19 protein-coding genes and 1 pseudogene are annotated in these 23,783 nt (G+C 65.7%); 5 read left to right on the forward strand and 15 right to left on the reverse strand.

Annotated elements, in window-relative coordinates; all coding sequences use genetic code 11:
* The 4 genes from IT472_RS04230 to coaE all read left to right on the forward strand — a co-directional run.
* Positions 1-786, forward strand: a 786-nt coding sequence (locus IT472_RS04230; protein ID WP_297178875.1) for an ATPase, T2SS/T4P/T4SS family, incomplete at its 5' end; no start/stop codon positions are given.
* A gap of 11 nt (positions 787-797) precedes the next feature.
* On the forward strand, positions 798-2,066 hold the full coding sequence (locus IT472_RS04235; RefSeq protein WP_297178877.1) for a type II secretion system F family protein: 1,269 nt from the start codon (positions 798-800) through the stop codon (positions 2,064-2,066).
* 22 nt (positions 2,067-2,088) lie between these two features.
* Complete coding sequence (locus IT472_RS04240) at positions 2,089-2,952, forward strand: A24 family peptidase (RefSeq protein WP_297178880.1); 864 nt, start codon at positions 2,089-2,091, stop codon at positions 2,950-2,952.
* A 25-nt stretch (positions 2,953-2,977) separates the two neighbouring features.
* Positions 2,978-3,622: a dephospho-CoA kinase gene (gene coaE / locus IT472_RS04245; RefSeq protein WP_297178883.1), complete on the forward strand. Its 645-nt coding sequence runs from the start codon at positions 2,978-2,980 to the stop codon at positions 3,620-3,622.
* 76 nt (positions 3,623-3,698) lie between these two features.
* Here coaE and IT472_RS04250 read toward each other — a convergent pair.
* From IT472_RS04250 to IT472_RS04260, 3 genes and pseudogenes are all read right to left on the reverse strand, one after another.
* Positions 3,699-4,064 (reverse strand): annotated as a pseudogene (locus IT472_RS04250) (NUDIX domain-containing protein); the annotation flags it as partial.
* A 141-nt stretch (positions 4,065-4,205) separates the two neighbouring features.
* Positions 4,206-6,911 carry a preprotein translocase subunit SecA gene (secA, locus tag IT472_RS04255; protein ID WP_297178887.1) on the reverse strand — a complete coding sequence of 902 codons (2,706 nt, stop codon included), beginning with the start codon at positions 6,909-6,911 and terminating at the stop codon, positions 4,206-4,208.
* Positions 6,912-7,059: 148 nt separating this feature from the next.
* Complete coding sequence (locus tag IT472_RS04260) at positions 7,060-8,007, reverse strand: M23 family metallopeptidase (protein WP_297178891.1); 948 nt, start codon at positions 8,005-8,007, stop codon at positions 7,060-7,062.
* A gap of 5 nt (positions 8,008-8,012) precedes the next feature.
* On the opposite strand from IT472_RS04260, the gene IT472_RS04265 reads away from it, so the two are divergent.
* Entirely contained in the window at positions 8,013-8,498 is a 486-nt protein-coding gene (locus tag IT472_RS04265) for a DUF721 domain-containing protein (protein WP_297178894.1), read from the forward strand.
* 145 nt (positions 8,499-8,643) lie between these two features.
* Here IT472_RS04265 and lpxC read toward each other — a convergent pair whose 3' ends face one another.
* From lpxC to IT472_RS04325, 12 genes are all read right to left on the reverse strand, one after another.
* Positions 8,644-9,561, reverse strand: coding sequence for a UDP-3-O-acyl-N-acetylglucosamine deacetylase (gene lpxC / locus IT472_RS04270; protein ID WP_297178896.1), 918 nt, complete (start codon positions 9,559-9,561; stop codon positions 8,644-8,646).
* Positions 9,562-9,799: 238 nt separating this feature from the next.
* On the reverse strand, positions 9,800-11,071 hold the full coding sequence (gene ftsZ, locus IT472_RS04275) for a cell division protein FtsZ (RefSeq protein WP_297178899.1): 1,272 nt from the start codon (positions 11,069-11,071) through the stop codon (positions 9,800-9,802).
* 112 nt (positions 11,072-11,183) lie between these two features.
* Entirely contained in the window at positions 11,184-12,419 is a 1,236-nt protein-coding gene (gene ftsA, locus IT472_RS04280) for a cell division protein FtsA (RefSeq protein WP_297178902.1), read from the reverse strand.
* Positions 12,416-13,195 carry a cell division protein FtsQ/DivIB gene (locus IT472_RS04285; protein WP_297178905.1) on the reverse strand — a complete coding sequence of 260 codons (780 nt, stop codon included), beginning with the start codon at positions 13,193-13,195 and terminating at the stop codon, positions 12,416-12,418. Before IT472_RS04285 ends, ftsA begins: the two co-directional genes overlap by 4 nt.
* Positions 13,192-14,166, reverse strand: coding sequence for a D-alanine--D-alanine ligase (locus IT472_RS04290; RefSeq protein ID WP_297178908.1), 975 nt, complete (start codon positions 14,164-14,166; stop codon positions 13,192-13,194). Before IT472_RS04290 ends, IT472_RS04285 begins: the two co-directional genes overlap by 4 nt.
* Positions 14,163-15,620 carry a UDP-N-acetylmuramate--L-alanine ligase gene (murC, locus tag IT472_RS04295; RefSeq protein WP_297178911.1) on the reverse strand — a complete coding sequence of 486 codons (1,458 nt, stop codon included), beginning with the start codon at positions 15,618-15,620 and terminating at the stop codon, positions 14,163-14,165. The genes IT472_RS04290 and murC overlap by 4 nt, the downstream gene beginning before the upstream one ends.
* Positions 15,617-16,696, reverse strand: coding sequence for an undecaprenyldiphospho-muramoylpentapeptide beta-N-acetylglucosaminyltransferase (gene murG, locus IT472_RS04300; protein WP_343231807.1), 1,080 nt, complete (start codon positions 16,694-16,696; stop codon positions 15,617-15,619). The genes murC and murG overlap by 4 nt, the downstream gene beginning before the upstream one ends.
* 2 nt (positions 16,697-16,698) lie before the next feature.
* On the reverse strand, positions 16,699-18,045 hold the full coding sequence (gene ftsW / locus IT472_RS04305; RefSeq protein ID WP_297178914.1) for a putative lipid II flippase FtsW: 1,347 nt from the start codon (positions 18,043-18,045) through the stop codon (positions 16,699-16,701).
* Positions 18,045-19,130, reverse strand: a complete 1,086-nt coding sequence (gene mraY / locus IT472_RS04310; RefSeq protein WP_297178917.1) for a phospho-N-acetylmuramoyl-pentapeptide-transferase — start codon at positions 19,128-19,130, stop codon at positions 18,045-18,047. Before mraY ends, ftsW begins: the two co-directional genes overlap by 1 nt.
* Positions 19,120-20,532 carry a UDP-N-acetylmuramoyl-tripeptide--D-alanyl-D-alanine ligase gene (murF, locus tag IT472_RS04315; RefSeq protein WP_297178920.1) on the reverse strand — a complete coding sequence of 471 codons (1,413 nt, stop codon included), beginning with the start codon at positions 20,530-20,532 and terminating at the stop codon, positions 19,120-19,122. Before murF ends, mraY begins: the two co-directional genes overlap by 11 nt.
* Positions 20,529-22,001, reverse strand: a complete 1,473-nt coding sequence (locus IT472_RS04320) for a UDP-N-acetylmuramoyl-L-alanyl-D-glutamate--2,6-diaminopimelate ligase (protein WP_297178923.1) — start codon at positions 21,999-22,001, stop codon at positions 20,529-20,531. The genes murF and IT472_RS04320 overlap by 4 nt, the downstream gene beginning before the upstream one ends.
* Positions 21,998-23,767: a penicillin-binding protein 2 gene (locus IT472_RS04325; RefSeq protein WP_343231808.1), complete on the reverse strand. Its 1,770-nt coding sequence runs from the start codon at positions 23,765-23,767 to the stop codon at positions 21,998-22,000. Before IT472_RS04325 ends, IT472_RS04320 begins: the two co-directional genes overlap by 4 nt.
* Positions 23,768-23,783: the final 16 nt, after the last annotated feature.

Genomic DNA, 23,783 nt, shown 5'->3' on the forward strand with positions numbered 1-23,783 from the left:
CAGCAAAAACTCTTCCTCGACGCCATCCACAAGCCCTACGGCATGGTGCTTGTCACCGGCCCGACCGGGTCCGGCAAGACCGTGAGCCTGTATACCGCGCTGGGTATCCTCAACGATGAGACCCGCAACATCAGCACGGTCGAGGACCCGGTGGAAATCCGTTTGCCCGGCGTCAACCAGGTCCAGCAGAACGCCAAACGTGGCATGACCTTCGCCGCCGCCCTGCGCAGCTTCCTGCGCCAGGACCCGGACGTGATCATGGTCGGCGAAATCCGCGACCTCGAAACCGCCGAAATCGCGGTCAAGGCCGCCCAGACTGGCCACATGGTGCTCTCCACCCTGCACACCAACGATGCCCCGCAAACCATCGCCCGCATGATGAACATGGGCATCGCGCCCTACAACATCACCAGTTCGGTGAACCTGGTCATCGCCCAGCGGCTGGTACGCCGCCTGCACAACGACTGCAAGCGCGCGGTTTCGCTGCCCGAGCACGCCCTGCTGGCGGAAGGATTCACCGCAGACGAGATCCACGAGGGCTTCCAGGTCTTCGAGGCGGTGGGCTGCCCGGAGTGCACCGGGGGCTACAAGGGCCGCGCCGGCATCTATCAGGTGATGCCGATGAACGACGAAATCCAGCAAATCATCCTCGCTGGTGGTAATGTCCAGCAATTGACCGAGGCATCGTTGCGCAGCGGTGTCCGCGATTTGCGGCGCTCTGCACTCGACAAGGTGAGACAGGGGGTCACCAGCCTCGTCGAGATCAATCGCGTCACCAAGGACTGAAGGGGAACGCCATGAACGCACGCGCCGCAGCAATCGCGAAGTCACGCAACCGGGCCGAATCCCGCCAAGCGAACCCACTGCAGGAGTTCGTTTGGGTCGGCAAGGACAAGCGCGGCAAGGAGATGAAGGGCGAGCAATTGGCGCGCAGCGCCAACCTGCTTCGCGCGGAACTGCGCAAGCAGGGCATCACCCCGACGGTGGTCAAGAACAAGCCCAAGCCACTCCTCGGCGGCAGCGGCAAGAAGATCACCGCACGAGACATCGCCGTGTTCAGCCGCCAGATCGCCACCATGATGAAATCCGGCGTGCCGATCGTGCAGGCCCTGGAGATCATCGGCGGTGGCAACAAGAACCCGAACATGAAGAAGATGGTCAATGGGCTGCGCAACGACATCGAGGGCGGTTCGTCCATCTACGAGGCGATGAGCCAGTACCCGGTGCAGTTCGACGAGTTGTACCGCAATCTGGTGCGCGCCGGCGAGGCGTCCGGCGTGCTGGAAACCGTGCTGGAAACGATCGCCAACTACAAGGAAAACATCGAGAGCATCAAGGGCAAGATCAAGAAAGCGCTGTTCTATCCCGCAGCTGTCATCGCGGTGGCGATCTTGGTCTGCGCGGTGCTGATGGTGTACGTGGTGCCCATCTTCAAGGAGACGTTCAAGGATTTTGGCGCCGACCTGCCCGCCTTCACGACCCTGGTGTTCGGGATTTCCGATGTCCTTGTCAAGTGGTTCTGGCTGATCGGCATCGTGGCCGCCGGCGGCATCGGCTTCTTCATCTACAGCTACAAGCGCTCCGACAAGCTCAAGCGCGCCGTCGACGGCATGATGCTGCGGATGCCGATCATCGGCGGCGTGCTGCACCAGTCCGCAGTGGCCCGCTTCGCACGCACACTGGCGGTGACCTTCAAGGCAGGCGTGCCGCTGGTCGAGGCCCTCGACAGCGTGGCAGGCGCCACCGGCAGCATGGTCTACGAACAAGCCGTCCGCAAGATGCAAGAGGACGTTGCGGTGGGCTATCCGGTCAACGTGGCGATGAAGCAGATCGGCCTGTTCCCGCACATGGTCGTGCAGATGACCGCGATCGGCGAAGAAGCAGGTGCACTGGACACCATGCTGTTCAAGGTGGCCGATTTCTATGAGGAAGAAGTCAGCAACACGGTGGACTCGTTGTCCAGCCTGATCGAGCCGATGGTGATGGTCATCATCGGCGGCTTGGTCGGTTCGATCGTGGTGGCAATGTACTTGCCGATCTTCAAGATCGCCATGACGGTGATGTAATCCGACAGGAATCAACCGACAGATGGCTTACCTGGATGCGCACCCCGGCTTCGGCTTGCCCGCCGTCGCCGGGTTGGGCCTGCTGATCGGGAGTTTCCTCAACGTCGTCATCTTGCGCCTGCCGCCGCGGCTGGAATGGAGCTGGCGGCGCGATGCCCGTGAGATCCTCGAACAGAACGACCTCTACGAACCCCCGCCACCGGGCATCGTGGTCGAGCGCTCGCACTGCCCGCGCTGCAACCATCAACTGGCGTGGTTCGAGAATATCCCGCTATTGAGCTGGCTTGCCTTGCGCGGCAAGTGCCGCAGTTGCAGCAACCCGATCTCGTTCCAGTATCCCTTGGTCGAACTGCTGACCGGGCTGCTGTTCCTGGCCTGCGCCTGGCGCTTCGGATTCGGCTGGAAGTGCTTCGGAGCGCTGCTGTTCACCAGCTTCCTGATCGCGCTGTCCGGGATCGACCTGCGCACGAAGCTGCTGCCCGACCAACTCACCCTGCCCCTGATGTGGCTGGGACTGGTCGCTGCCAGCGACAACCTGTACATGCCCACCAAGCCGGCCCTGCTTGGCGCAATGGCCGGGTACATGAGCCTGTGGTCGGTGTATTGGGTGTTCAAGCAACTCACCGGCAAGGAAGGCATGGGCCACGGCGACTTCAAATTGCTGGCGGCGCTGGGGGCGTGGATCGGCCTTGCCGGCATCCTGCCCACCATCCTGATGTCGTCCTTGCTCGGCGCCTTGATCGGATCGATCTGGCTGCTCGCCAAGGGTCGCGACAAGGCCACGCCGATCCCGTTCGGGCCCTATCTGGCCGTTGCTGGCTGGATCAGCTTCATGTGGGGCCCGCAGCTGGTGGACTGGTACATGGGTGTCGCCGGGTTGGCGTAGTTCGCCCGCACGCCATAATGCCCGCATGAGCGATTACATCATCGGACTGACCGGCGGGGTGGCCTCGGGGAAAAGTGCAGTGGAGAAGCGCTTCCGCGCCATGGGCGTGACCGTCGCCGATGCCGACGCGGCAGCGCGCGCAGCAGTGGCGCCGGGCAGCCCCGGGCTGGCCGAGGTGGTGGCCTCCTTCGGCGCGGATGTGCTGGCCGCGGATGGCAGCCTCGACCGCGCCGGCATGCGCCGGCGCGTGTTCAACGATCCAACGGCACGGACACGCCTTGAGGCCATCGTGCATCCGATCGTGCGCACCTCACTCGCTGCAGCCTGCAGCGCTGCAACCGGGGTCTACGCGATCGCATCGATCCCCCTGCTTGCCGAGGGGGGAGGGCGCACGCCCTATCCTTGGCTTGAACGAATCCTGGTCGTGGATGCCCCCGAGGCCACGCGGCTGGAACGGTTGATGCGACGTGACGGCATCGATGCCAACCTGGCCCGCACGATGATCACGGCACAGGCCACGCGAGAGGGGCGTTTGGCGATAGCGGACGACGTGCTGATCAATGATCGGGACGAGGCTGGCCTGGATGCACATGCGGCGGCATTGGATCGCCTCTATCGGCGGCTGGCAGCAGCGCACTGCGCACGTCCACCGGTTGCAGTGTCCCGATAGGCGCCTAGCCGAGAGCGGTCCCACGCGTTTGCGAAGCGCTTCCGTTGGCCTCCCGCAAGCGCTTCAGCAGTTCCTCGACCACGGGACGATCCGCAGGCGGCATCGGGTAGTCGGACAACTTGTGCAGCGGCACCCAGGCCAGCGCCTGCCCTTCGAGCCCGCGTGGACGCCCGCTGTGGCTGACTTCTCGCACATCCAGCAGCAGCCTTTTATCAACATCTTCGTGGGCCACACAAACGACCGGCGCGCCCACCGTGACCGCAATCCCCAATTCCTCGCGCAACTCGCGTACCAGCGCAGCTTCGGGGGATTCTCCACGCTCAACCTTGCCGCCCGGGAATTCCCACAATCCGGCCAGCTCCCGACCGAGCGTTCGTCGGGCCAACAGGATGCGACCACGCAGGTCACGCAGCACGCCGGCAACCACGTGGACTTGTTTCATGGCGATCACATTCCCTGCCTGCGCATCCGGAGAGGCAACGTCATTCGGCGGGGATTCGAGGCACACCCATGGCCCCCCACGGTCAGCGTGAGGAGCTTGGAGATGCAGCCCGTTCCAGACATCACCACGGGCAACCCGGCGTCAGCTGAGCTTCCCGTGGCAATACTTGAATTTCTTGCCGCTGCCACAGGGGCAAGGATCGTTGCGGCCGATATTGGCCTGTGCCAGGTCACGCACCACCTCCGCCGCTTCCTCGTCAGCCCCCAGTCCGCCGCTTTCGGCATGCTGGAATTGCGACTGCCGCGCCGCGGCTTCGGCGCGCGCACGTTCCTGCGCTTCGGCCTCGACCACCTCCTGCTCGCTGCGGATGCGCACCCGCGTGAGCAGCGAAACGACCTCGAGCTTGACCTTCTCGAGCAATTCGGTGAACAGCTCGAAGGCCTCGCGCTTGTATTCCTGCTTGGGCTGCTTTTGCGCGTAGCCGCGCAGGCCGATGCCCTGGCGCAGGTAGTCCATCCGCGCCAGGTGTTCCTTCCAGTTCTGGTCGAGGACATTCAGCATGATGTGCTTTTCCAGCATGCGCATGGTGTCGCCACCGATCTGCGCTTCCTTGCCGGCAAGCAGATTCGCCACTGCATCCTCGACCCGGGACAGCATCATGGCCGCGTCAAGTTCGGTTTCCTGCTTGTGCAAGCCAACCAGGTCCATCTGCATCCCGAACTGGCCCTGCAGTTCCGCCTCCAACCCTGGCAGGTCCCACTGCTCGTCGATCGAATCCCGTGGCACGAATTTCTCGACCATCGCAGCGACCACGTCTCCGCGGATGCCGTCGATGTTGTCCTTGATGCTCGGGGCTTCCAGCAGTTCGTTGCGTTGACTGTAGACCACCTTGCGCTGGTCGTTGTTGACGTCGTCGTATTCGAGCAATTGCTTGCGGATGTCGAAGTTGTGCGCCTCGACCTTGCGCTGGGCATTGGCAATCTGGCGGGTCACCAGCGGCGACTCGATGACGTCGTCTTCCTTCAGGCCCATCTTCGCCATCACCTTCTGCACCCAGTCGGCGGCGAAGATGCGCATCAGGTTGTCTTCCAGCGACAGGTAGAAGCGGCTGGATCCCGGGTCGCCCTGGCGGCCCGAACGACCACGCAACTGGTTGTCGATGCGCCGGCTCTCGTGGCGTTCAGTGCCGATGATGTGCAGGCCACCGGCCGCGATGGCGGCGTCGTGGCGCTGTTGCCAATCGCTCTTGAGGCGGTCGCGCTCGAGCATGCTGGCATCGTCGCCGAGTGCGGCCATGGCCGCATCCAGCGAACCACCAAGCACGATGTCGGTGCCGCGGCCAGCCATGTTGGTGGCGATCGTGACCGCGCCCGGCACGCCGGCGTTGGCGACGATCTGCGCCTCGCGCTCGTGCTGCTTGGCGTTGAGCACTTCGTGCGGGATCCTCGCCGATCCCAGCGCATTGCTGAGCAACTCGGACACTTCGATCGAGGTGGTGCCGACCAGCACCGGCTGGCCGCGCTGCACGCAATCCTCGATGTCGCGAATCACCGCACGATACTTGCCGGCGCGGTTCAGGAACACCTGATCGGAGTGGTCGACGCGCACCATCGGCAGGTTGGTGGGGATGACCACCACTTCCAACGCATAGATGTTGTTGAACTCGAAGGCCTCGGTGTCCGCAGTGCCGGTCATTCCCGACAGCTTCTTGTACATGCGGAACAGGTTCTGGAAGGTGATCGAGGCCAGCGTCTGGTTCTCGCGCTGGACCGGCACACCTTCCTTCGCCTCGACCGCCTGGTGCAGGCCATCCGACCAGCGTCGCCCCGGCAGGGTGCGGCCGGTGAACTCGTCGACGATGATGACTTCACCGTCCTTGACGATGTAATCGACGTCGCGCTGGTAGATCGCGTGGGCGCGGATCGCAGCATTGAGGTGGTGGACGACGTGGATGTTCTGCGCTGCGTACAGGCTCTCATCCTGGCCAAGCACGCCCGCATCGCGCAGCAACTGCTCGGCATGTTCCTGGCCGATTTCGGACAGGTGGATCTGCTTCTGCTTCTCGTCAACCCAGTAGTCGCCCTCGCCGTCCTCTTCTTTCTGCCGCACCAGCGTCGGAACGATCCGGTTGACCTTGATGTACAGGTCCGGCGACTCGTCAGCCGGACCGGAAATGATCAGCGGCGTGCGCGCCTCGTCGATCAGGATCGAATCCACCTCATCCACGATGCCGAAGTTCAGCCCGCGCTGGAAACGGTCTTCCTTGGCCAGCGCCATGTTGTCACGCAGGTAATCAAAGCCGAACTCGTTGTTGGTGCCGTAGGTGATGTCGCACGCATAGGCCGGACCCTTGTCGGCATGGTTCATGCCCGGATAGATCACACCGACCGTGAGTCCGAGCCAGTTGTAGAGCTTGCCCATCTGCGCGGCATCGCGACGCGCAAGATAGTCGTTCACGGTGACGACGTGCACGCCCTTGCCTTCCAGCGCGTTCAGGTACACCGCGAGTGTCGCAGTCAGGGTCTTGCCCTCGCCGGTGCGCATCTCGGCGATCTTGCCGGCGTGCAGCACCATGCCACCGATCAGCTGGACGTCGAAGTGGCGCATCCCGAACACCCGCACCGAGGCCTCTCGACACACAGCAAACGCTTCCGGAAGCAGCCGGTTCAGGGTTTGGCCTTCGCCGATGCGGGCGCGAAACTCGGCGGTCTTGGCTTTGAGTTCATCGTCCGAGAGCGCTTGCATCTTCGGTTCGAGTGCACTGATCTTCTTGACGATGGATTTGTACTGCTTGAGCAGTCGATCGTTGCGGCTGCCGAAAATACCGGTGAGCAGGTTATTGAACATGGGTGGTGCAATCCTTGGCGGGATGCGCGCAGTGGCGCGGCATCGGGATTCGGCGACAGCGATGGGCTCCGACCCGAGCGCGTTGCCCGGGCGGAGCCGACCATTTTAACGGGATGTGGTCCGCCGTGCCTGCGGACCGGCCGTCTTGTCAGCCGCGCGACGGCCCGTGGCGGGCCAGCGCGTCGTTGTGGCCAAGGAAACGGAGCGGATCGACGACAACGCCGTCCTGCCAGACCTCGAGGTGGACGTGGGACCCGGTGGAACGCCCCGTGGACCCGGCCTTGGCAATTTCCTGCCCCGCGCGGACCAGATCGCCGACCTGATGGGTCAGGCGCGAATTGTGGGCATAGCGGGTGACGTAGCCATTGCCGTGATCGATTTCGATGGTATTGCCATAGCCGTTGCGGACCCCGGCAAAACTGACCACGCCATCGGCCACCGCCAGCACCGGATCGCCGGTATTGGCCTCGAAATCGATGCCCTTGTGGAATTCACCACCGCCACCGAAAGGATCGGCACGACGTCCGAATCCGGAGGTGATGAAACTGCCGATGACCGGGAGGCGAGAGGGCGTTGCGCGGAGATCGAGCAGGCGATTGAACAACAGGGATTCGATCACCGACAGCTGGGTATTGGCATGCCGATAGTCGGTTTCCAGCGCCGAAAGACGCAGTTTCAACTCAGCCACCGGCATGTCGCTGGTACGTTTCCCGCTGCCACCCTGGCCCACCGGATGGTTGAAATCGAATTCGCCGTCCTCGAGCTGTCCGTTCTGGGCCAGCCGGCTACCCAAGGCATTGAGGCGGTTGGCCTGCGCCTGCAACTCGGCCAGCCGTGCGGCCAGCGCATTGACCTCGCGCTGGGCGTCGCGACGCGCCTTGTCGAGTTCGGCTTGGCTCTGCGCATTCGATGCCTGCAATGCCTCCACCTGCGCCATCCCCACCGCGCTGCGCACCGCCGCGCCACACAGCATGCCGGCACCGAGCAACAGCGCCAGCGCAGCCAGCGGCCGTGCCAGCGCCCAATGGCGAAAACGCTCCAGCGGCAGGTGCATGCGGGTCCGGGTATCGTGTTGCGTGTTCGTCTTGTTGGTCATCTGCCATGCCTGATTCGCGATCCACGCCCCCGCGGGGCAATACCCCGACCCAGGATCCGCGCGCTGCGCTGGATGCACTGCTCGCCGGTTCCGCCGGTGGCACCTTGCGTCGCGCACTATGGCTCGACGCGGTGGACCAGATGTTGCGTCCGCACCTGCCCCCGGGCCTGCCGGCGCATGCGCGTCTGGCCAATATCCGCGGTGACAAACTGGTTTTCGTCGTCGACTCGCCGGTGTGGCACGCCAAACTCCGGCTTGCCGCACCCGCGCTGGTCGACGCTGCCCACTCCATCGGGCTCGAAGTCACCAGCGTGATCGTCAAGACCACGCCCGATCCACTGCGCCCCGCATTGCCGGACGGCAGCAGCCACACTCCGATGTCAGCAACCGCCCGCGCTGAGCTGGCGGCCGCCTTGGCCTTGCTGCGGCCCCGGCCCGTGGAGGATGAATCCACGGGGCGACCGTCGGGACGGAAAAAGCGGGGAACGTAGAACACCCCGATGACCGGCCACAACCCATCGTAACCGTGTAACTGCCCGAATTTGTTAAGAAATCCGAAACGGGCGGGGAACGTGCGCCCAGAACACCAAGGCGTCGACGGATCCGTGACGCCGGTCACGCCCCTCCCGAACGGGATCAATACGCCGGCTGGATCGCCCCATACAAGGGCATCGGAAGCGACGGCGCAGCCTCGTCGGCAGACACCAACTCCCACGCCTCCGCATCGGCCAGCAGGGCGCGCACCAGCGCATTGTTCAGGGCATGGCCGGATTTGTAGCCTTCATAGGCACCGAGGATGGCGTGCCCGGCGAGGTACAGGTCGCCGATCGCATCCAGTACCTTATGACGCACGAATTCATCGGCGTAGCGCAGGCCGTCCTCGTTCAGGACCCGGAACTCGTCAAGCACGATCGCATTGTCCATCGAGCCGCCAAGGCCGAGGTTGTGCTCGCGCATGGACTCGAGATCGCGCATGAAACCGAAGGTCCGGGCGCGGCTGATTTCGCGGATGTAGTTTTCGGTCGAGAACGCCAACTCGACCCGGGACAGCGCGTCCGGGATGGCCGGATGGTCGAACTTGACCGTGAAGCCGAGTCGGAATCCTTCATAGGGCTCGAACCTGGCCAGTTTGTCCCCCTGGCGCACGTCCACCGGCTTGCGGATGCGGATGAAGCGCTTGGGTGCGTTCTGCTCCACGATCCCGCCCGATTGGAGCAGGAACACGAATGGCCCGGCCGAACCGTCCATGATCGGCACTTCCGGTGCAGTCAGGTCGACCACGACATTATCGATGCCAAGGCCAGCCAAGGCCGACATCAGGTGCTCGACCGTCTGCACCTTGACGCCGTCGCGGCCCAGCCCGGTGCACAGCGTGGTCTCGCTGACCAGCAGTGCGCTGGCGGGTAGGTCCACCGGCGGATCGAGGTCGATGCGACGAAAAACGACACCGGTGTCGACCGCGGCCGGACGCAAGGTCAGGAAGACCTTTTCACCGCCATGCAGTCCGACGCCGGTGGCGCGGATGACGTTCTTGAGTGTGCGCTGTCGCAGCATCATGGAAGCCTAGCACGCAAGAGCCTGAACCCAGCCCGAAGCGCAACCCTGGCGCGGGTTACAGCCGCCGGGGAAAGCGGCCGGTCGGCGTGCCGACCGGCCGAAAGGCACCTCGGGCCGGTCACCCGAGGTGCAAGGACCGTCCACGGCATCCATGCGGTACCGCTTCGGAATCGGATCGCAGCAGCCGCGCCCCGATTCCCCGCGGCCGGCCATCCCTGGCCGGCGCGGTCTTCCATCAATCCGCCTGGCGACGCAGGAAGGCGGGAATATCGAGGTAGTCGTCCTTCGGCAACTCGGCACTGATCGGTGCCGACGCCGTCGAACCGCCGCTACCGCCACGACGCAGCGCGCTGGCGAACGAGGTCTGCGCCATCGGCTCGAACGGATCGGCCACCGCATCGATCGCAAGACCGGTGGTGCCGTCGCGGCGCGCGGCGGTGTTGATCAGCTGCACCTGCGGGCGACGCGGAGCATCGCTGGTCGGCTCGAAGCGGTAGTCGCGACGTGCGTTGTCGCTGGTGATCGGCTGGCGCAGGCCGGCGGTCGCGCGGCTGAGGCCGGTGGCGACCACGGTGACGCGCACTTCGTCCTGCATGTCCGGATCGAGCACGGTGCCGATCACCACGGTCGCGTCCTCGGAGGCGAACTGCTCCACGGTGCGGCCCACTTCGTCGAATTCGGCCATGGTGAAATCCGGGCCGGCGGTGATGTTGACCAGGATGCCATTGGCACCGGACAGGTTGACGTCGTCCAGCAGCGGGTTCTGGATCGCCGCTTCGGCCGCTGCCTGGGCACGGTCGTCGCCGCGGGCGCTGCCGGTGCCCATCATCGCCAGACCCATTTCCGACATCACCGTGCGCACGTCGGCGAAGTCCACGTTGATCAGGCCGGGGCGAACGATCAAATCGGCGATGCCCTGCACCGCGCCTTGCAACACATCGTTGGCGGCGCGAAAGGCCTGGATCATGGTGGCATTGCGGCCGAGCACCGTGATCAGCTTTTCATTGGGAATCGTGATCAACGAATCGCAGTGCTGCGACAGTTCCTCGATGCCCTTCAGCGCCACCTGCATGCGGCGACGACCCTCGAACGGGAACGGCTTGGTGACCACGGCCACCGTGAGGACGCCCATTTCCTTGGCCAGTTGCGCCACCACCGGCGCGGCGCCGGTGCCGGTGCCGCCGCCCATGCCGGCGGTGATGAACACCATGTCCGCACCCTGCAGCACGTCCATGATCGCGTCGCGATCCTCCAGCGCAGCCTGGCGACCGACCTCCGGGTTGGCGCCGGCGCCCAGGCCCTTGGTGACGTTGCCGCCGAGCGTCAGTTGCCGGCTGGCGCCGCAGTTCTTGATCGCTTGAGAATCGGTGTTGGCGGTGATGAACTCCACGCCATCAATGTTGCTGTTGACCATGTGCGCCACGGCATTGCCGCCGCCGCCGCCAACGCCAATGACCTTGATCACCGCATTGGGCGCCACCTGCTGGATCAGTTCGAAATGTGCCATGTCCGTGTCCTTGTTGATGTGGTTTTGGTTCTTTGTTCGCTGAGTCTTCACGTTGCTGATTGCATCGCTCCGCCGCCGCCCTGCCGCCTGTTTTCATCCCCCCGAGCCGTCTTCAGAACTCCCCGCGGAACCACCTGAAGACCCTGTCGATTCCCTTGCCGGCCTTGCCTGTCGGCGGCTTAGGCCGCCGTGGTGCATCGGCCTGGCTGCCGATCAACAGCAGCCCCACGCCAGTGGCATGGATTGGATTGACGACCATTTCACCCAGCCCGGTGACGTTCTGGGGCACGCCGATCCGCACCGGCATCTGCAGCATTTCCTCGGCCAACTCGACCACGCCTTCCATCTTCGCGGCGCCACCGGTGAGCACCATGCCGGCACGCACCCGCTGCTCGAAACCGGAGCGCCGCAGCTCAGCCTGCACCAGCTCGAAGATCTCCTCGTAGCGCGCCTGCACGGCCTGCGCCAAGGCATGGCGTGGCAATCGCCGCGGCGGCCGATCGCCGACGCTTTCGACCTGGATGCTTTCTTCGGCTCGCGCCAGCTGTGCCAGCGCGCAGGCGTACTTGACCTTGATGTCCTCGGCGTGCGGCGTGGGCGTACGCAGCATGTGCGCGATGTCCTCGGTGATCTTGTCGCCGGCCACCGGCAAATTCGCGGTGTGGCAGATCGCGCCCTGCACGAACACCGCGATGTCGGTGGTACCCGCGCCCATGTCCACCAGCACCACGCCCAGCTCGCGTTCGTCGTTGGTCAGCACTGCCGTACTCGACGCCAGCGAGGACACGATCAGCTCGTCGACCTGCAAGCCACAACGCTGCACGCACTTGCTGATGTTCTGCGCCGCCGACTGCGCGCAAGTGATGAGGTGGGCATGGACTTCCAGTCGCACCCCGGTCATGCCAACCGGGTTCTTGATGTCTTCCTGGGAATTGTCGAGCACGTATTCACGCGCGATCGCGTGCAGGATCCGCTGGTCGGCCGGGATCGCGACCGCCTTGGCCGCCTCCAGCACGCGATCGAGGTCAGCCTGCGCCACCTCGCCATCGCGGATTGGGGCCACGCCGTTGGAATTCTGGCACTGCACGTGGTTTCCGGAGATCGAGGCATAAACGCTACGCACCTCGCAGCCGGCCATCAGCTCGGCTTCCTCCACCGCGCGCTGGATCGACTGCACGGTGGAATCGATGTCGACCACGACGCCACGGCGCATGCCCCGCGACTCATGGGTGCCGATGCCGATCACCTCGATCGGTGAGCCCGGCGCATATTCGCCCACCAGTGCCGTCACCTTGGAGGTGCCGATGTCGAGGCCGACGATGAGGGATTTGCCGCCTTTGGGGTTCATGTCCTGGTGCCGGGAGTCTGGATCGGAGAAGGTAGGGTTGGGCGCGCATCGGTCTCCGATGGGCGCGTGACGGCGGGATCAGCCTTTACCCAGGTCAGGGCAAAGCCGTTGGTGTAGCGGAGGTCGGCGCGCGCGAGCCGGCGCTGCGGGTCTTGAGCCTGCAGCTGCGACAGCAAGGCAGCGAAGCGAGAAAGCCGCTGCTCGGGATCATTGCGGCCCAACACCAGGTTGGTGCCGTCCTTCAGCGTGATCGTCCAGCTGCCGCGGCGATCAAGCACCACGCCATGCACGCCGCCAACACTGGCCAACTGGTCGCTTGCCTGGTTGTAGAGCCTGACCACATCGGGCACACGCGCATCCGGACCATCGAACACGGGCATGCCGGCGGGCAGACGCAGCGTTCCGGCCGGGAATAGGTGGCCTCGTTCCGACAGCACCCGACCCCGTCCCCAATGCGCGTACGGCCGGTACTCGCGGATCCGCACTTCGATGACATCCGGCCATTGCTTGCGCACCTCCGCGCGTTCGACCCAAGCCACCTTGCCGACCGCGCCCTGGATCGCGGCGAGATCCACGGCGAAGAATCCACGACGCGCCAAAGGCAACACCGCGGCGCGCAGCTGCGCGCGATCCACCCGCTGCAACGCACCATCCACACGCAAGGTGCGCAACGGCCAGTACGCGCCGCCCCACCAGCCTTGGACCACGCCGGCCACCGGCAGCGCGATCAGTGCCAACGCAAGCAGCCACACCAGCAGGCGCGACACGGCATTCACGGCGTCGCACCTCCGTCGATCGGCAGCGTCTGTTCCAGGATCCGCCAGCACAGGTCCTCGAACGCAACCCCGAATTCACGCGCCGCCTTGGGGAACAGCGAATGACTGGTCATGCCCGGTGCGGTGTTGACCTCCAGCAACCAGAGCTTGTCGCTGTCGATTTCACGCATCACGTCGACTCGGCCCCAGCCCGTGGCCGCGGCCGCCCTGAACGCCGCCAAGGCCAGCGCACGGATCGCGTGTTCTTGCTCGCCCTGCAAGCCCGGGCACAGGTATTGGGTGTCCTCGGCGACGTACTTGGCCTGATAGTCGTACCAGCCGCCCTTGGGCACGATCCGGATCGACGGCAGCGCGACATCACCAAGGATGCCGACGGTCAATTCGTCACCGACAACCAAGGCTTCCATCAACATTTCACCGCCGTATTCGCGTGCGACGCGCTCGGCTTCTTCCAGCGCCGCTTCGTTTTCCACCCGCACCGCACCGACGCTGGACCCTTCACAGGACGGCTTGACGAATACCGGCAAACCCAGTGCCTGCGCCGCTGCGCGCAGGTCGGCGCCGGGAGGCAGGCGGACAAATCGCGGGGTCGGCAGGCCGGCGCTCAGCCACACCTGCTTGGTGCGGATCTTGTCCATGGTCAGCGCGCTGCCGAGCACGCCGGAGCCGGTGCAGGGGATCTCGAACGCCGCCAGGAAGCCCTGCAGCACGCCGTCTTCGCCGCCACCCTTGTTGCCGTGCAGGATGTTGAACACGCGGTCGAACATGCCGTGCACCAGCGCGTCGACCAGCGCCGGAATGCCGTCGACCGCGTGCGCGTCCACCCCGCGCGATTGCAGTGCGGCAAGCACGTTGCGGCCGGAATCCAGCGAGACGGCGCGCTCGCTGCTGGTGCCGCCCATCAGCACGGCCACGCGACCGAAGACAGCCGGATCGGTGGTGCGCAGCGCCGGCAGGAGGGTCGTGGTCATGCCAGTCCTCCCTGCGCGCATCCGTTCGGCAGGCCGTCGCGCGCCAACTGCTGCGCGGCCGCGCCGATGTCGCCCGCGCCCATCATCAGCAGCAGGTCGCCATCGCATAACATCCCCGCAAGCGTTTCGCCCAGTTCGGCGGCGCTGCCAACCACCACCGGGTCGACCCGCCCGCGGGTGCGAATCGAACGTGCCAGCGACTTCGCGTCGGCGCCGACGATCGCCGCTTCACCGGCCGGGTAAACTTCGGTCAACAGCAGCGCATCCACGCCCGAGAGGACCGCCGAGAATTCGTCGAACAGATCGCGGGTGCGTGTAAAACGATGCGGCTGGAAGGCCACCACCAGACGCTTCTCTGGCCAACCACCGCGGGCCGCCGCGAACACCGCCGCGAGTTCCTTGGGATGGTGGCCGTAGTCGTCGACGAGCAGCGCCTCGCCACCCGCAGGCAACTGCAACGCGGCCAGTTGATTGAACCGCCGACCGATGCCCTGGAAATTCTCGAACGCCCGAGCAATGGCCGCGTTCGGCACCCCAAGGTGCCAGCCGATGGCAGCCGCGGCGAGTGCGTTCTGCACGTTGTGCCGGCCCGGCAAGGCCAGCGTGCACGGCGTGCGGGTTCCGTCCGGAAGGCACAGGGTGAAAAGCATGCGGGCACCCTGCTGGCAGACGTCGGCCGCGCGCACATCGGCCTCGGGATTAAACCCATAGGTCACGAGGTGGCGACTGACGTGGTGCGCCAGTGCCGCCACTTCCTCGTTGTCGATGCACAGCACCGCAAGACCGTAGAACGGGAGGCGATGCAGGAATTCTGCAAAGGCCTGCTTCACCCGTTCGAAGTCGCCGCCGTAATTCTCGAGATGGTCGGCATCGATGTTGGTGATCACCGCCACCGCCGGATTCAGGCGCAGGAAGCTGCCATCGCTTTCGTCGGCCTCGGCCACCAGCCACTCGCCCTTGCCGAGGCGTGCGTTGGCGCCAGCAGCAAGCAATTTGCCGCCAATCACGAAGGTAGGATCCAGCCCGCCTTCGCCAAGCACGCTGGCAGTCAGCGAGGTGGTGGTGGTCTTGCCGTGGGTGCCGGCCACGGCGACGCCGCGCTTGAAGCGCATCAACTCGGCCAGCATCTCTGCGCGCGGCACCACCGGGATGCGCTGCGCGTACGCCTCCAGCAATTCCGGATTGTCTGGCTTGATCGCGCTGGAAATCACCACGCACTCGGCGTCCAGCACATGCGCGGAGGCATGGCCTTTGTGGATGACGATGCCGAGATCGGCGAGCCGGCGCGTCACCGGGGAATCGGCGGCATCGGAGCCACTGACCGGGTAGCCCAGTGTGCGCAGCACTTCGGCGATCCCACTCATGCCGGCGCCGCCGATGCCGACGAAGTGGACGCGCGGCTTTGCCCGCGACACATCGCCGAGATGCCGAAGGTAGGGAATGTGCGCGTTCATCGAGCCGCCTCGCCGGACAGGGTTGCAAGCACCACGGTGGCGACCTCGCGGGCGGCATCGGGGCGCGCCAGCGAACGCGCGGCCATCGCCATCGCCAGCCGCTTGCCGGGATCGTCTGACAGCTCGGCAAGCACATCGCGCAAACGCTTTCCCAAGTCGCCGGACTGCGGCAGCAGCTGTGCCGCACCGCGCTCGACCAGATACTCGGCATTGCGGGTCTGGTGATCGTCCACCGCCTGCGGGAACGGCACCAGCACGCTGCCGACGCCGACTGCGCACACCTCGGCCAAGGTCAATGCTCCGGCACGGCAGACGACCAGATCGGCCCAGGCATAGGCGCTGGCCATGTCGGCGATGAATGGTTCGACGTGGGATTCGACGCCGGCATCGGCATAGGCCTTGCGCGCTTCGTCGAGCAATTTCTCGCCGGCCTGATGCAGCACCTCCACAGGCCGGCCCAGCGCCGCGACCGCTTCCGGCACTGCGGAATTGAGCGCACGCGCGCCCTGGCTACCACCCAGCACCAGCAGGCGCAGCGCGCCGGCATGGTTGAACGCGCGCGCTTGCGGCGGTGGTACCTGCGCGATCTGCGCGCGCACCGGGTTGCCGACCAGGGTTTCCTTCGCGAATGTTTGAGGGAACCCGACCAGGACACGTCGGGCCAGCTTCGACAGCACCTTGTTGGTCATCCCGGCCGCGCGGTTCTGTTCATGCACCAGCAGCGGAATCCCGGCCAGCCTTGCCGCGATCCCGCCCGGGCCAGCCGCATAGCCGCCGAAGCTGACCACCGCATCGGGCTTTTCCCGGCGCAGCACGTTGCCAGCCGCACGCACCGCACGCAACACGCGCAGCGGCGCACCCAGCAAGGTCAGCACGCCCTTGCCACGCACACCCTTCACCGCGATGGTGTCGATCGCAATGCCTTGCGGCGGCACCAGCCGGGTTTCCATGCCACCGTCCGCGCCCAGCCAGCGCACCCGCGCACCGGCATCCAGCAGCGCCTGAGCCACCGCAAGGCCGGGAAAGATGTGGCCACCGGTGCCGCCGGCCATCACCACCACCAGGGGCGAATCCATGCTCAACGCGCCCTCCCCAGTGCGGGCTCGCAGGCAGGACGCCCCAGCACCGGCTCGATCCGGCCACGACCGCGCACGCTGCCGCGCACGCCGGATTCCACCGCAGTCACAGGTGGTTGTGCGGCTACGGGCGGCACCCCCTGCGCGGATGCACTGCCGACCGACCGCCGCAGCGCAACTTGCCTTGCCGCGCGCTCGTATTCCCAAGACACCCGCAGCAGCAGTCCCACCGCGCCGCAGGTCATCAACACGCTGGAGCCGCCGTAGGACACCAACGGCAGGGTCAGGCCCTTGGTCGGCAACATGCCGAGGTTGACGCCCATCGAGACGAAGCTTTGCAGCGTCACCCACAGGGCGATGCCGAAGGCAAGATAGCCGGAGAAATGACGCTTCATTTCCACGCACTTCAGGCCCAACCAGAATGCCCGTCCGGCCAGCAGCAGGTAGAGGCCGACCACCACGCAGACGCCGACCAGACCAAGCTCTTCGGCCATCACCGAGAAAATGAAATCGGTGTGCGCTTCCGGCAGGTAGGACAGTTTCTGTACCGATGCGCCCAGGCCGACGCCGAACCATTCACCGCGCCCGATCGCCATCAGCGCATTGCTGAGCTGGTAGCCGGCGCCGAGTTGGTCCTGCCACGGATCCATGAACGAGGTGACGCGCCGCATGCGGTAGGGCTCCAGCACCACCAACGCGATCAAGCCCGGGATCAGCACCAGCACGGGCAGGATCAACCGTTTGATCGGCGCCCCGCCCAACAGCAGCATGCCGGCGGTGATACCCAACAGCAGCACCGAGGAGCCAAAGTCTGGCTGCACCAGCAACATGCCGACCAGCAGCACCGCCACCATGGCGGGCTTGATCATCGCGTACCAGGTTTCGGCGACATCCTCGTTGTAGCGCTTGAGGTAGCTGGCCAGCCAAACGATGAAGAACACCTTCACCATCTCCACCGCCTGGAAGCTGGCGGGGCCCAGGTTGATCCAACGCCGCGCACCATTCACGGTCTTGCCGACGAAAGGCAGCCACACCATCGCCAGCACCGCGAAGCAGGCCAGCAACAGCCAAAGGCCATTTTTCTCGATGGACTTCAACTCGACCCGCATGACCAGCGCCGCAACCACGAACCCGCAGCCCAGATAAAACGCATGCTTGGTCAGGAAATGCCACGGCCCCGCGCCCTGGCCACCGCCGGCGATCGCCGCCGAACCCACCATCACCACCCCGAGGCAGGCCAATGCGAGCACGCTTCCCAGCAACCACGGATCGTAACGGCCACCGATCTCGCCGACCCGGGTGGCCTGGCGGCGGCTGTCATGGGTGGCGGCGTCGAGGACGGCGTTCATCAGCGCACCTTCAACGTGGCCAAGCCGACCAGCACCAGCACCACGCTGATGATCCAGAAGCGCACGATCACCCGCGGCTCCGGCCAGCCCTTGAGTTCGAAGTGATGGTGGATCGGCGCCATCCGGAACACGCGCTTGCCGGTGATCTTGAAGCTGGCGACCTGGATCATCACCGACAGGGTCTCGATCACGAAGATCCCGCCCATCAGCACCAGCACCAGCTCCTGGCGCACGATCACGGCGATGGTGCCAAGCACCGCACCCAGCGCCAGTGCGCCGATATCGCCCATGAATACCATCGCCGGGTAGGTGTTGAACCAAAGGAAGCCGAGACCGGCACCCGCGATAGCGCCACAGATGATGATCAGTTCGCCTGCCCCTGGCACCTTCGGGATCTGGAGATAGGTCGCGAAGGTGGCGTGGCCCGAGGCGTACGCGAACACGCCCAGCGCACACGCAACCAGCACGGTCGGCATGATCGCCAAGCCATCCAGCCCATCGGTCAGGTTGACCGCATTGGAAAAGCCGACGATCCAGAGATAGGCGATCGCCACGAACCCCGCGCCTGCCATCGGCAAGGCAATCGATTTGAACAGCGGCACGTAGAACGTCGTCGCCGCTGGCACATCGGCGAATGCGTACAGGTAGATTCCCGCGACCAAGCCAAGCAGCGACTGCAGCGCGTACTTGGTGCGCGAGCGCATGCCGTTGGGATCGCGCTTGACGATCTTGATCCAGTCGTCGGCCCAGCCGATCGCACCGAAACCAAGCATCACCACCAGCACCACCCAGACATACTTGTTGCGCAAGTCGCCCCACAGAAGCACGGCAACCGCCACCGACAGCAGGATCAGCGAGCCACCCATGGTCGGCGTGCCGGCCTTGGAAAAATGCGACTGCGGGCCGTCGGTGCGGATCGGCTGGCCGCCCTTCAGTTGGGCCAGTTGGCGGATCATCCGCGGCCCCCACCACAGCGACAGCACAAGCGCCGTGAGCGCAGACAGGATGGCGCGGAAGGTCAGGTAGTTGAACAGCCCGAAGTGGCGCTGCAGGGTCTCCAACCAGCGGGTGAGTTCAAGCAGCATCGGGAGTCTCCTTGCCACGACCGACATCGCCCTGCAGCAGCGCGTTCACGATCCTGTCCATCGCGCTGCCGCGTGAACCCTTGACCAAGATGGCCAACGCCACTGGACGCCGCGGATCGGCATCGGCCTCCCGCAGGGCGGTCGACAACGCGGCGATCAAGGCCTCGTGACTGTCGAAATGGCGCCCTTCGGAACCGAATCCTTCGACTGCGCGTGCGCTCAGTGGTCCATGGGCATACAGCCGCGAGATTCCCGCCGCGCGCGCGCGTTCGCCGGCGAGGGCATGCAGCTCGGCTGCGCCATCGCCCAGTTCGCGCATGTCGCCCAGCACCAGCCAGCGCTGGCCAGAAGCCTCCGCCAACACATCGATGGCCGCGTCCAGTGATCCCGGGTTGGCGTTGTAGCTGTCATCGATCAGCAGCGCGCCATCGCCAAGGCGGTGGGTGACGAGGCGCCCTGAGACCGGCGCTGACTGCGCCAGGCCTGCGCGGACTTGCTCGAGGTCGGCCCCCACCGCCAGCGCCATCGTTGCAGCGGCCAGCGCGTTGCGCACGTTGTGCCGACCCGGCAACGGCAAGGACACTTCGACCTCGCCGATGGGGGTGGACAGCACGAATTGCACGCCGGCCATGCTGGCGTGGATTTCACTTGCCGTTACATCGGCATGGGCGTCCAAACCGAAACGCAGGGTGCGACAACCATGGACGCGCTCGGCAAAATACAGTGCGAACGCGTCATCGGCATTGACCACGGCCACGCCATCCTCCGGCAAGGCGTCGTAGATCGCACCCTTGGTCTCGGCCACGCCTTGCAGGCTGCCCATGCGCTCCAGGTGCGCCGCTGCGACATTGTTGACCAACGCCACGTCCGGACGCGCGATCGCCGTGAGGTAGGCGATATCGCCCGGCTTGCCGGCGCCCATTTCGTACACCGCGTAGCGCGCCATCTCCGGCGCGTCCAACACAGCCAGCGGCAGGCCGATCTCGTTGTTGCGGTTGCCGGGATTGGCGTAGGCACCACCGAGTTCGCGAAGGATCGAATGCAGCAGGGTCTTGACCGTGGTCTTGCCATTGCTGCCGGTGATCGCCAGCACGCGGGTGGCGCGCTCGCGTTGCACCGCGGCGGCGAACTCGCCGAGCGCACGCTCGGTGTTCCCCACCACCACCTGCGGAATCGCGACATCCACCTCATGCGCGACCAGTGCGGCCACGCAGCCGCCCGCCGCCGCCGCCGCGACATGCGCATGGCCATCGAACTGTTCGCCCTTCAGTGCCACGAACAGCGGCGCCCCGTCCGAAGGCAGCGCGCGGGTGTCGGTGGCCACGGCATTGATCGAACGGTCCACGCCGATCAAGCGACCGCCGGTCGCCTGCGCGAGCCATGAGAGCGGGCGCGGCTTCATGCGTGCCTCCGCAGGCAGTCGCGCGCCACTGCGGCATCTTCGAACGGGTGCTTGATGCCGGCCACGTCCTGATACGGCTCATGGCCCTTGCCGGCGATCAGCACCACATCGTCGCCACCCGCAGCGGCGATGGCGTTTGCAATTGCGGCGGCACGATCACGCTGCACGGTCACGCCCTCCCCGCCGGCAAAGCCTGCGAGGATGTCGGCGACGATTGCGTCGCCGTCCTCGTGGCGAGGGTTGTCGTCGGTGACGATGACGCGATCGGCCAAGCGCTCGGCAATCGCCGCCATCTGCGGGCGCTTGCCGGTGTCGCGCTCGCCACCGCAGCCGAACACGCAGGTCAACGTGCCGACCGTATGCGCACGCAGCGAGGCCAACGCCTGTTCAAGGGCATCCGGCGTGTGCGCGTAATCCACCACCACCAGCGGCAACCCGGCCTCGCCACCCAGGCGATTCATGCGGCCGTCGACCGGCGAAAGTTCCGACAGGGTTTGCGCAATCAGTGCCGGCGCCATGCCCATGGCGAACAGCGTGGTCGCCACGCCGAGCAGGTTGTCGACGTTGAAGCGGCCCAGCAGCATCGAACGCACGGGATGCGCTTGGCCACCGGCGTGGAGCATGAAGGCGATGCCGGCGCCGTCGAGCACCAAGCCCTCTGCGATCACGTCCGCCCCGGCCGCGCCGCGCGATGAGAACCCGAGCGCGCGAACCTTGCCCGTAACCGCCGCATGCAACTCGCGGCCGAACGCATCATCCATGTTCACTGCCGCGGCGCGCAGTCCCGGCAAATGGAACAGCCTGGACTTGGCGGCACCGTAATGCGCCATGTCGCCGTGGTAATCGAGGTGGTCGCGGGTCAGGTTGGTGAACACGGCGACATCGAAGTGCACGCCATCGACGCGGCCCTGGTCGAGCGCATGCGAGGACACTTCCATCGCCACCGCAGCCGCGCCTTCGTCGCGCAACTCAGCCAGCAAGGCATGCAGGCGCAGCACCAGCGGGGTGGTGAATCCGGTCGGCATCGTGTTCGGCCAGATGCCGGCGCCGAGCGTGCCGATGGTGCCGACCCTCTGCCCTCGCAGCGTCCACGCCTGCGCCAGCAACTGCACGGTTGAGGTCTTGCCATTGGTCCCGGTGACGCCAACCATCGCCAAGCCGGCGCTGGGATGCCCATGGAAGGCATCGGCCATCGTCCCCATGCGCGCACGCAGGCCCGGCACCGCGATGGCGTCTGCAGGGGCAGGCAGGGCGTCGGGCGCCGGTGGTTCGTACAGGATCGCGGCGGCACCTTCGGCGCGCACCTGGTCGCAGAACGTCAACCCATGGGTGCCGAACCCGCCAATCGCAACGAAGGCATCACCCGGCTTGAGCTCACGGCTGTCCTGCACCAGCCCGGTGATGGCCAACTCAGCCGACAACCCTTCCAGCTCCGGCAGCAATTCGCCCAGAAGCATCGATCGGGTCATGGTGCCCTCCCCGCAGCGGAAGCCGCAGCAGTGGCGGGCGTCGCTGGCGCGGCGCGACCTTGCGCTCGCAGGCGCTTGGCATCGGCCTCGGCCTGTGCCGCAAGCCATGCCGGGAGGTCGTCGGGCGGCACGTCCATGAGCCGCAGCGCACCTTCCATCACGTTGTGGAACACCGGCGCTGCGACCACGCCGCCGTAGTAGCTGCCGCGCGCCGGATCGGGATCGTTGACTGCGACCACCATGGCAAAACGCGGATGGTCCACCGGCACCAAGCCGGCGAAATACCCGATGTAACGCCGTGAATAACCGCCCCCACTGGCCTTGCGCGAGGTGCCGGTCTTGCCGGCGACGTGGTAACCGAGGATGGCCGCGCGGATCGCGGTGCCGCCCGTCTCGGTGACGGTCTGCATCATGCGCAGCACTTCGGCTGCAACCTTGGGGTCCAGCACCCGCCGTGCCGGCTTGTTCTCGCCCCGGATGAAGCTCGGCTGGTGCAGCAGGCCACCATTGCCGAGCGCGGCATACGCCATGGCGATCTGCAACGGTGTTACCGACAGCCCGTAGCCATAGCTCATGGTCTGCTTGGTGGTGCCGCTCCAACGCGCGGGCTGTGGAAACAGGCCCGCCGCTTCGCCCGGAAAGCCGCTGCCGGTGCTCCTGCCGTAGCCGAAGCGACGCAGGAAATCATCGAATTGGACATCGGTCAGGCGCCTGGCGATCAGGGCCGCACCGACGTTGGAACTCTTGCGGATCACCCCGGTGGTGTCGAGCACGCCGTAGTTGTGGGTGTCGGTGGTCCGGTACTTGCCGTTTGCAATCCAGCCTGGGCTGGTGTTGAACAGCGTTCCCGGCGTGATCACGCCGGCTTCCAGCGCCGCCGCCACGGTCAGCGGCTTCATCGTCGACCCCGGCTCGAGCAGGTCGGTGACAGCGCGGTTGCGGTGGGCATCCCGCGGCGCGCTTCCCACCGCATTCGGATTGAAGGTCGGCAGGTTGGCCATCGCCAGCACTTCACCGGTGTGGACGTCGAGCACCACCGCCGAGCCACTGCTGGCGCCGGTTTCGACGATGGCATTGCGCAGCTCACGATGGGTCAGGTACTGGATGCGCCGGTCGATGCTCAGGGTCAAGTCATGCCCGGGCTGCGCTGCGTGGACCAAGTCGACGTTTTCGACGATCCTTCCGGCACGGTCACGGATGACGCGCTTGACGCCAGGTTTGCCACTCAGCCAGTCGTCGAACGCCAGCTCCAGCCCTTCCTGGCCGCGATCGTCGACGTCGGTGAACCCCAGAATCTGCGCCAGTGCCTCGCCCTGTGGGTAGAAACGGCGGTATTCACGCTGGCTGAACACGCCGGGGATACCGAGCGCAAGGATACGCGCCGCCTCGTCCGGGTTCATGCGCCGCCTGAGGAATACGAATTCCTTGTCGGCGCGCGCACTCAGGCGATTGGCCAGCTCGTCGCGGGCAATACCCAGCGCATCAGCCAGTTCGGGAAGCCGCTCCGGCGCCGCGAGCAGTTCCTTAGGGTTGGCCCAGACCGATTCCACCGGCGAGGAAATCGCCAGCGGCTCGCCGTTGCGGTCGGTGATCATGCCGCGCGAAGCCACGATCGGAATCTCGCGCAGGAAGCGTGCATCGCCCTGTTGCTGGTAGAACGCATGGTTGATGACCTGCAGGTCCAATGCGCGCGCCAGCAGCGCCATCGAACCAAGGGCCAGAAATCCAGCAACCAGCAACATCCGCCGACGCAAGTCGAAAGCCATCGGGTACCCGCGCACG

Origin of the sequence: Thermomonas sp. (assembly GCF_020850895.1) — a bacterium.
Lineage (GTDB): Bacteria > Pseudomonadota > Gammaproteobacteria > Xanthomonadales > Xanthomonadaceae > Thermomonas.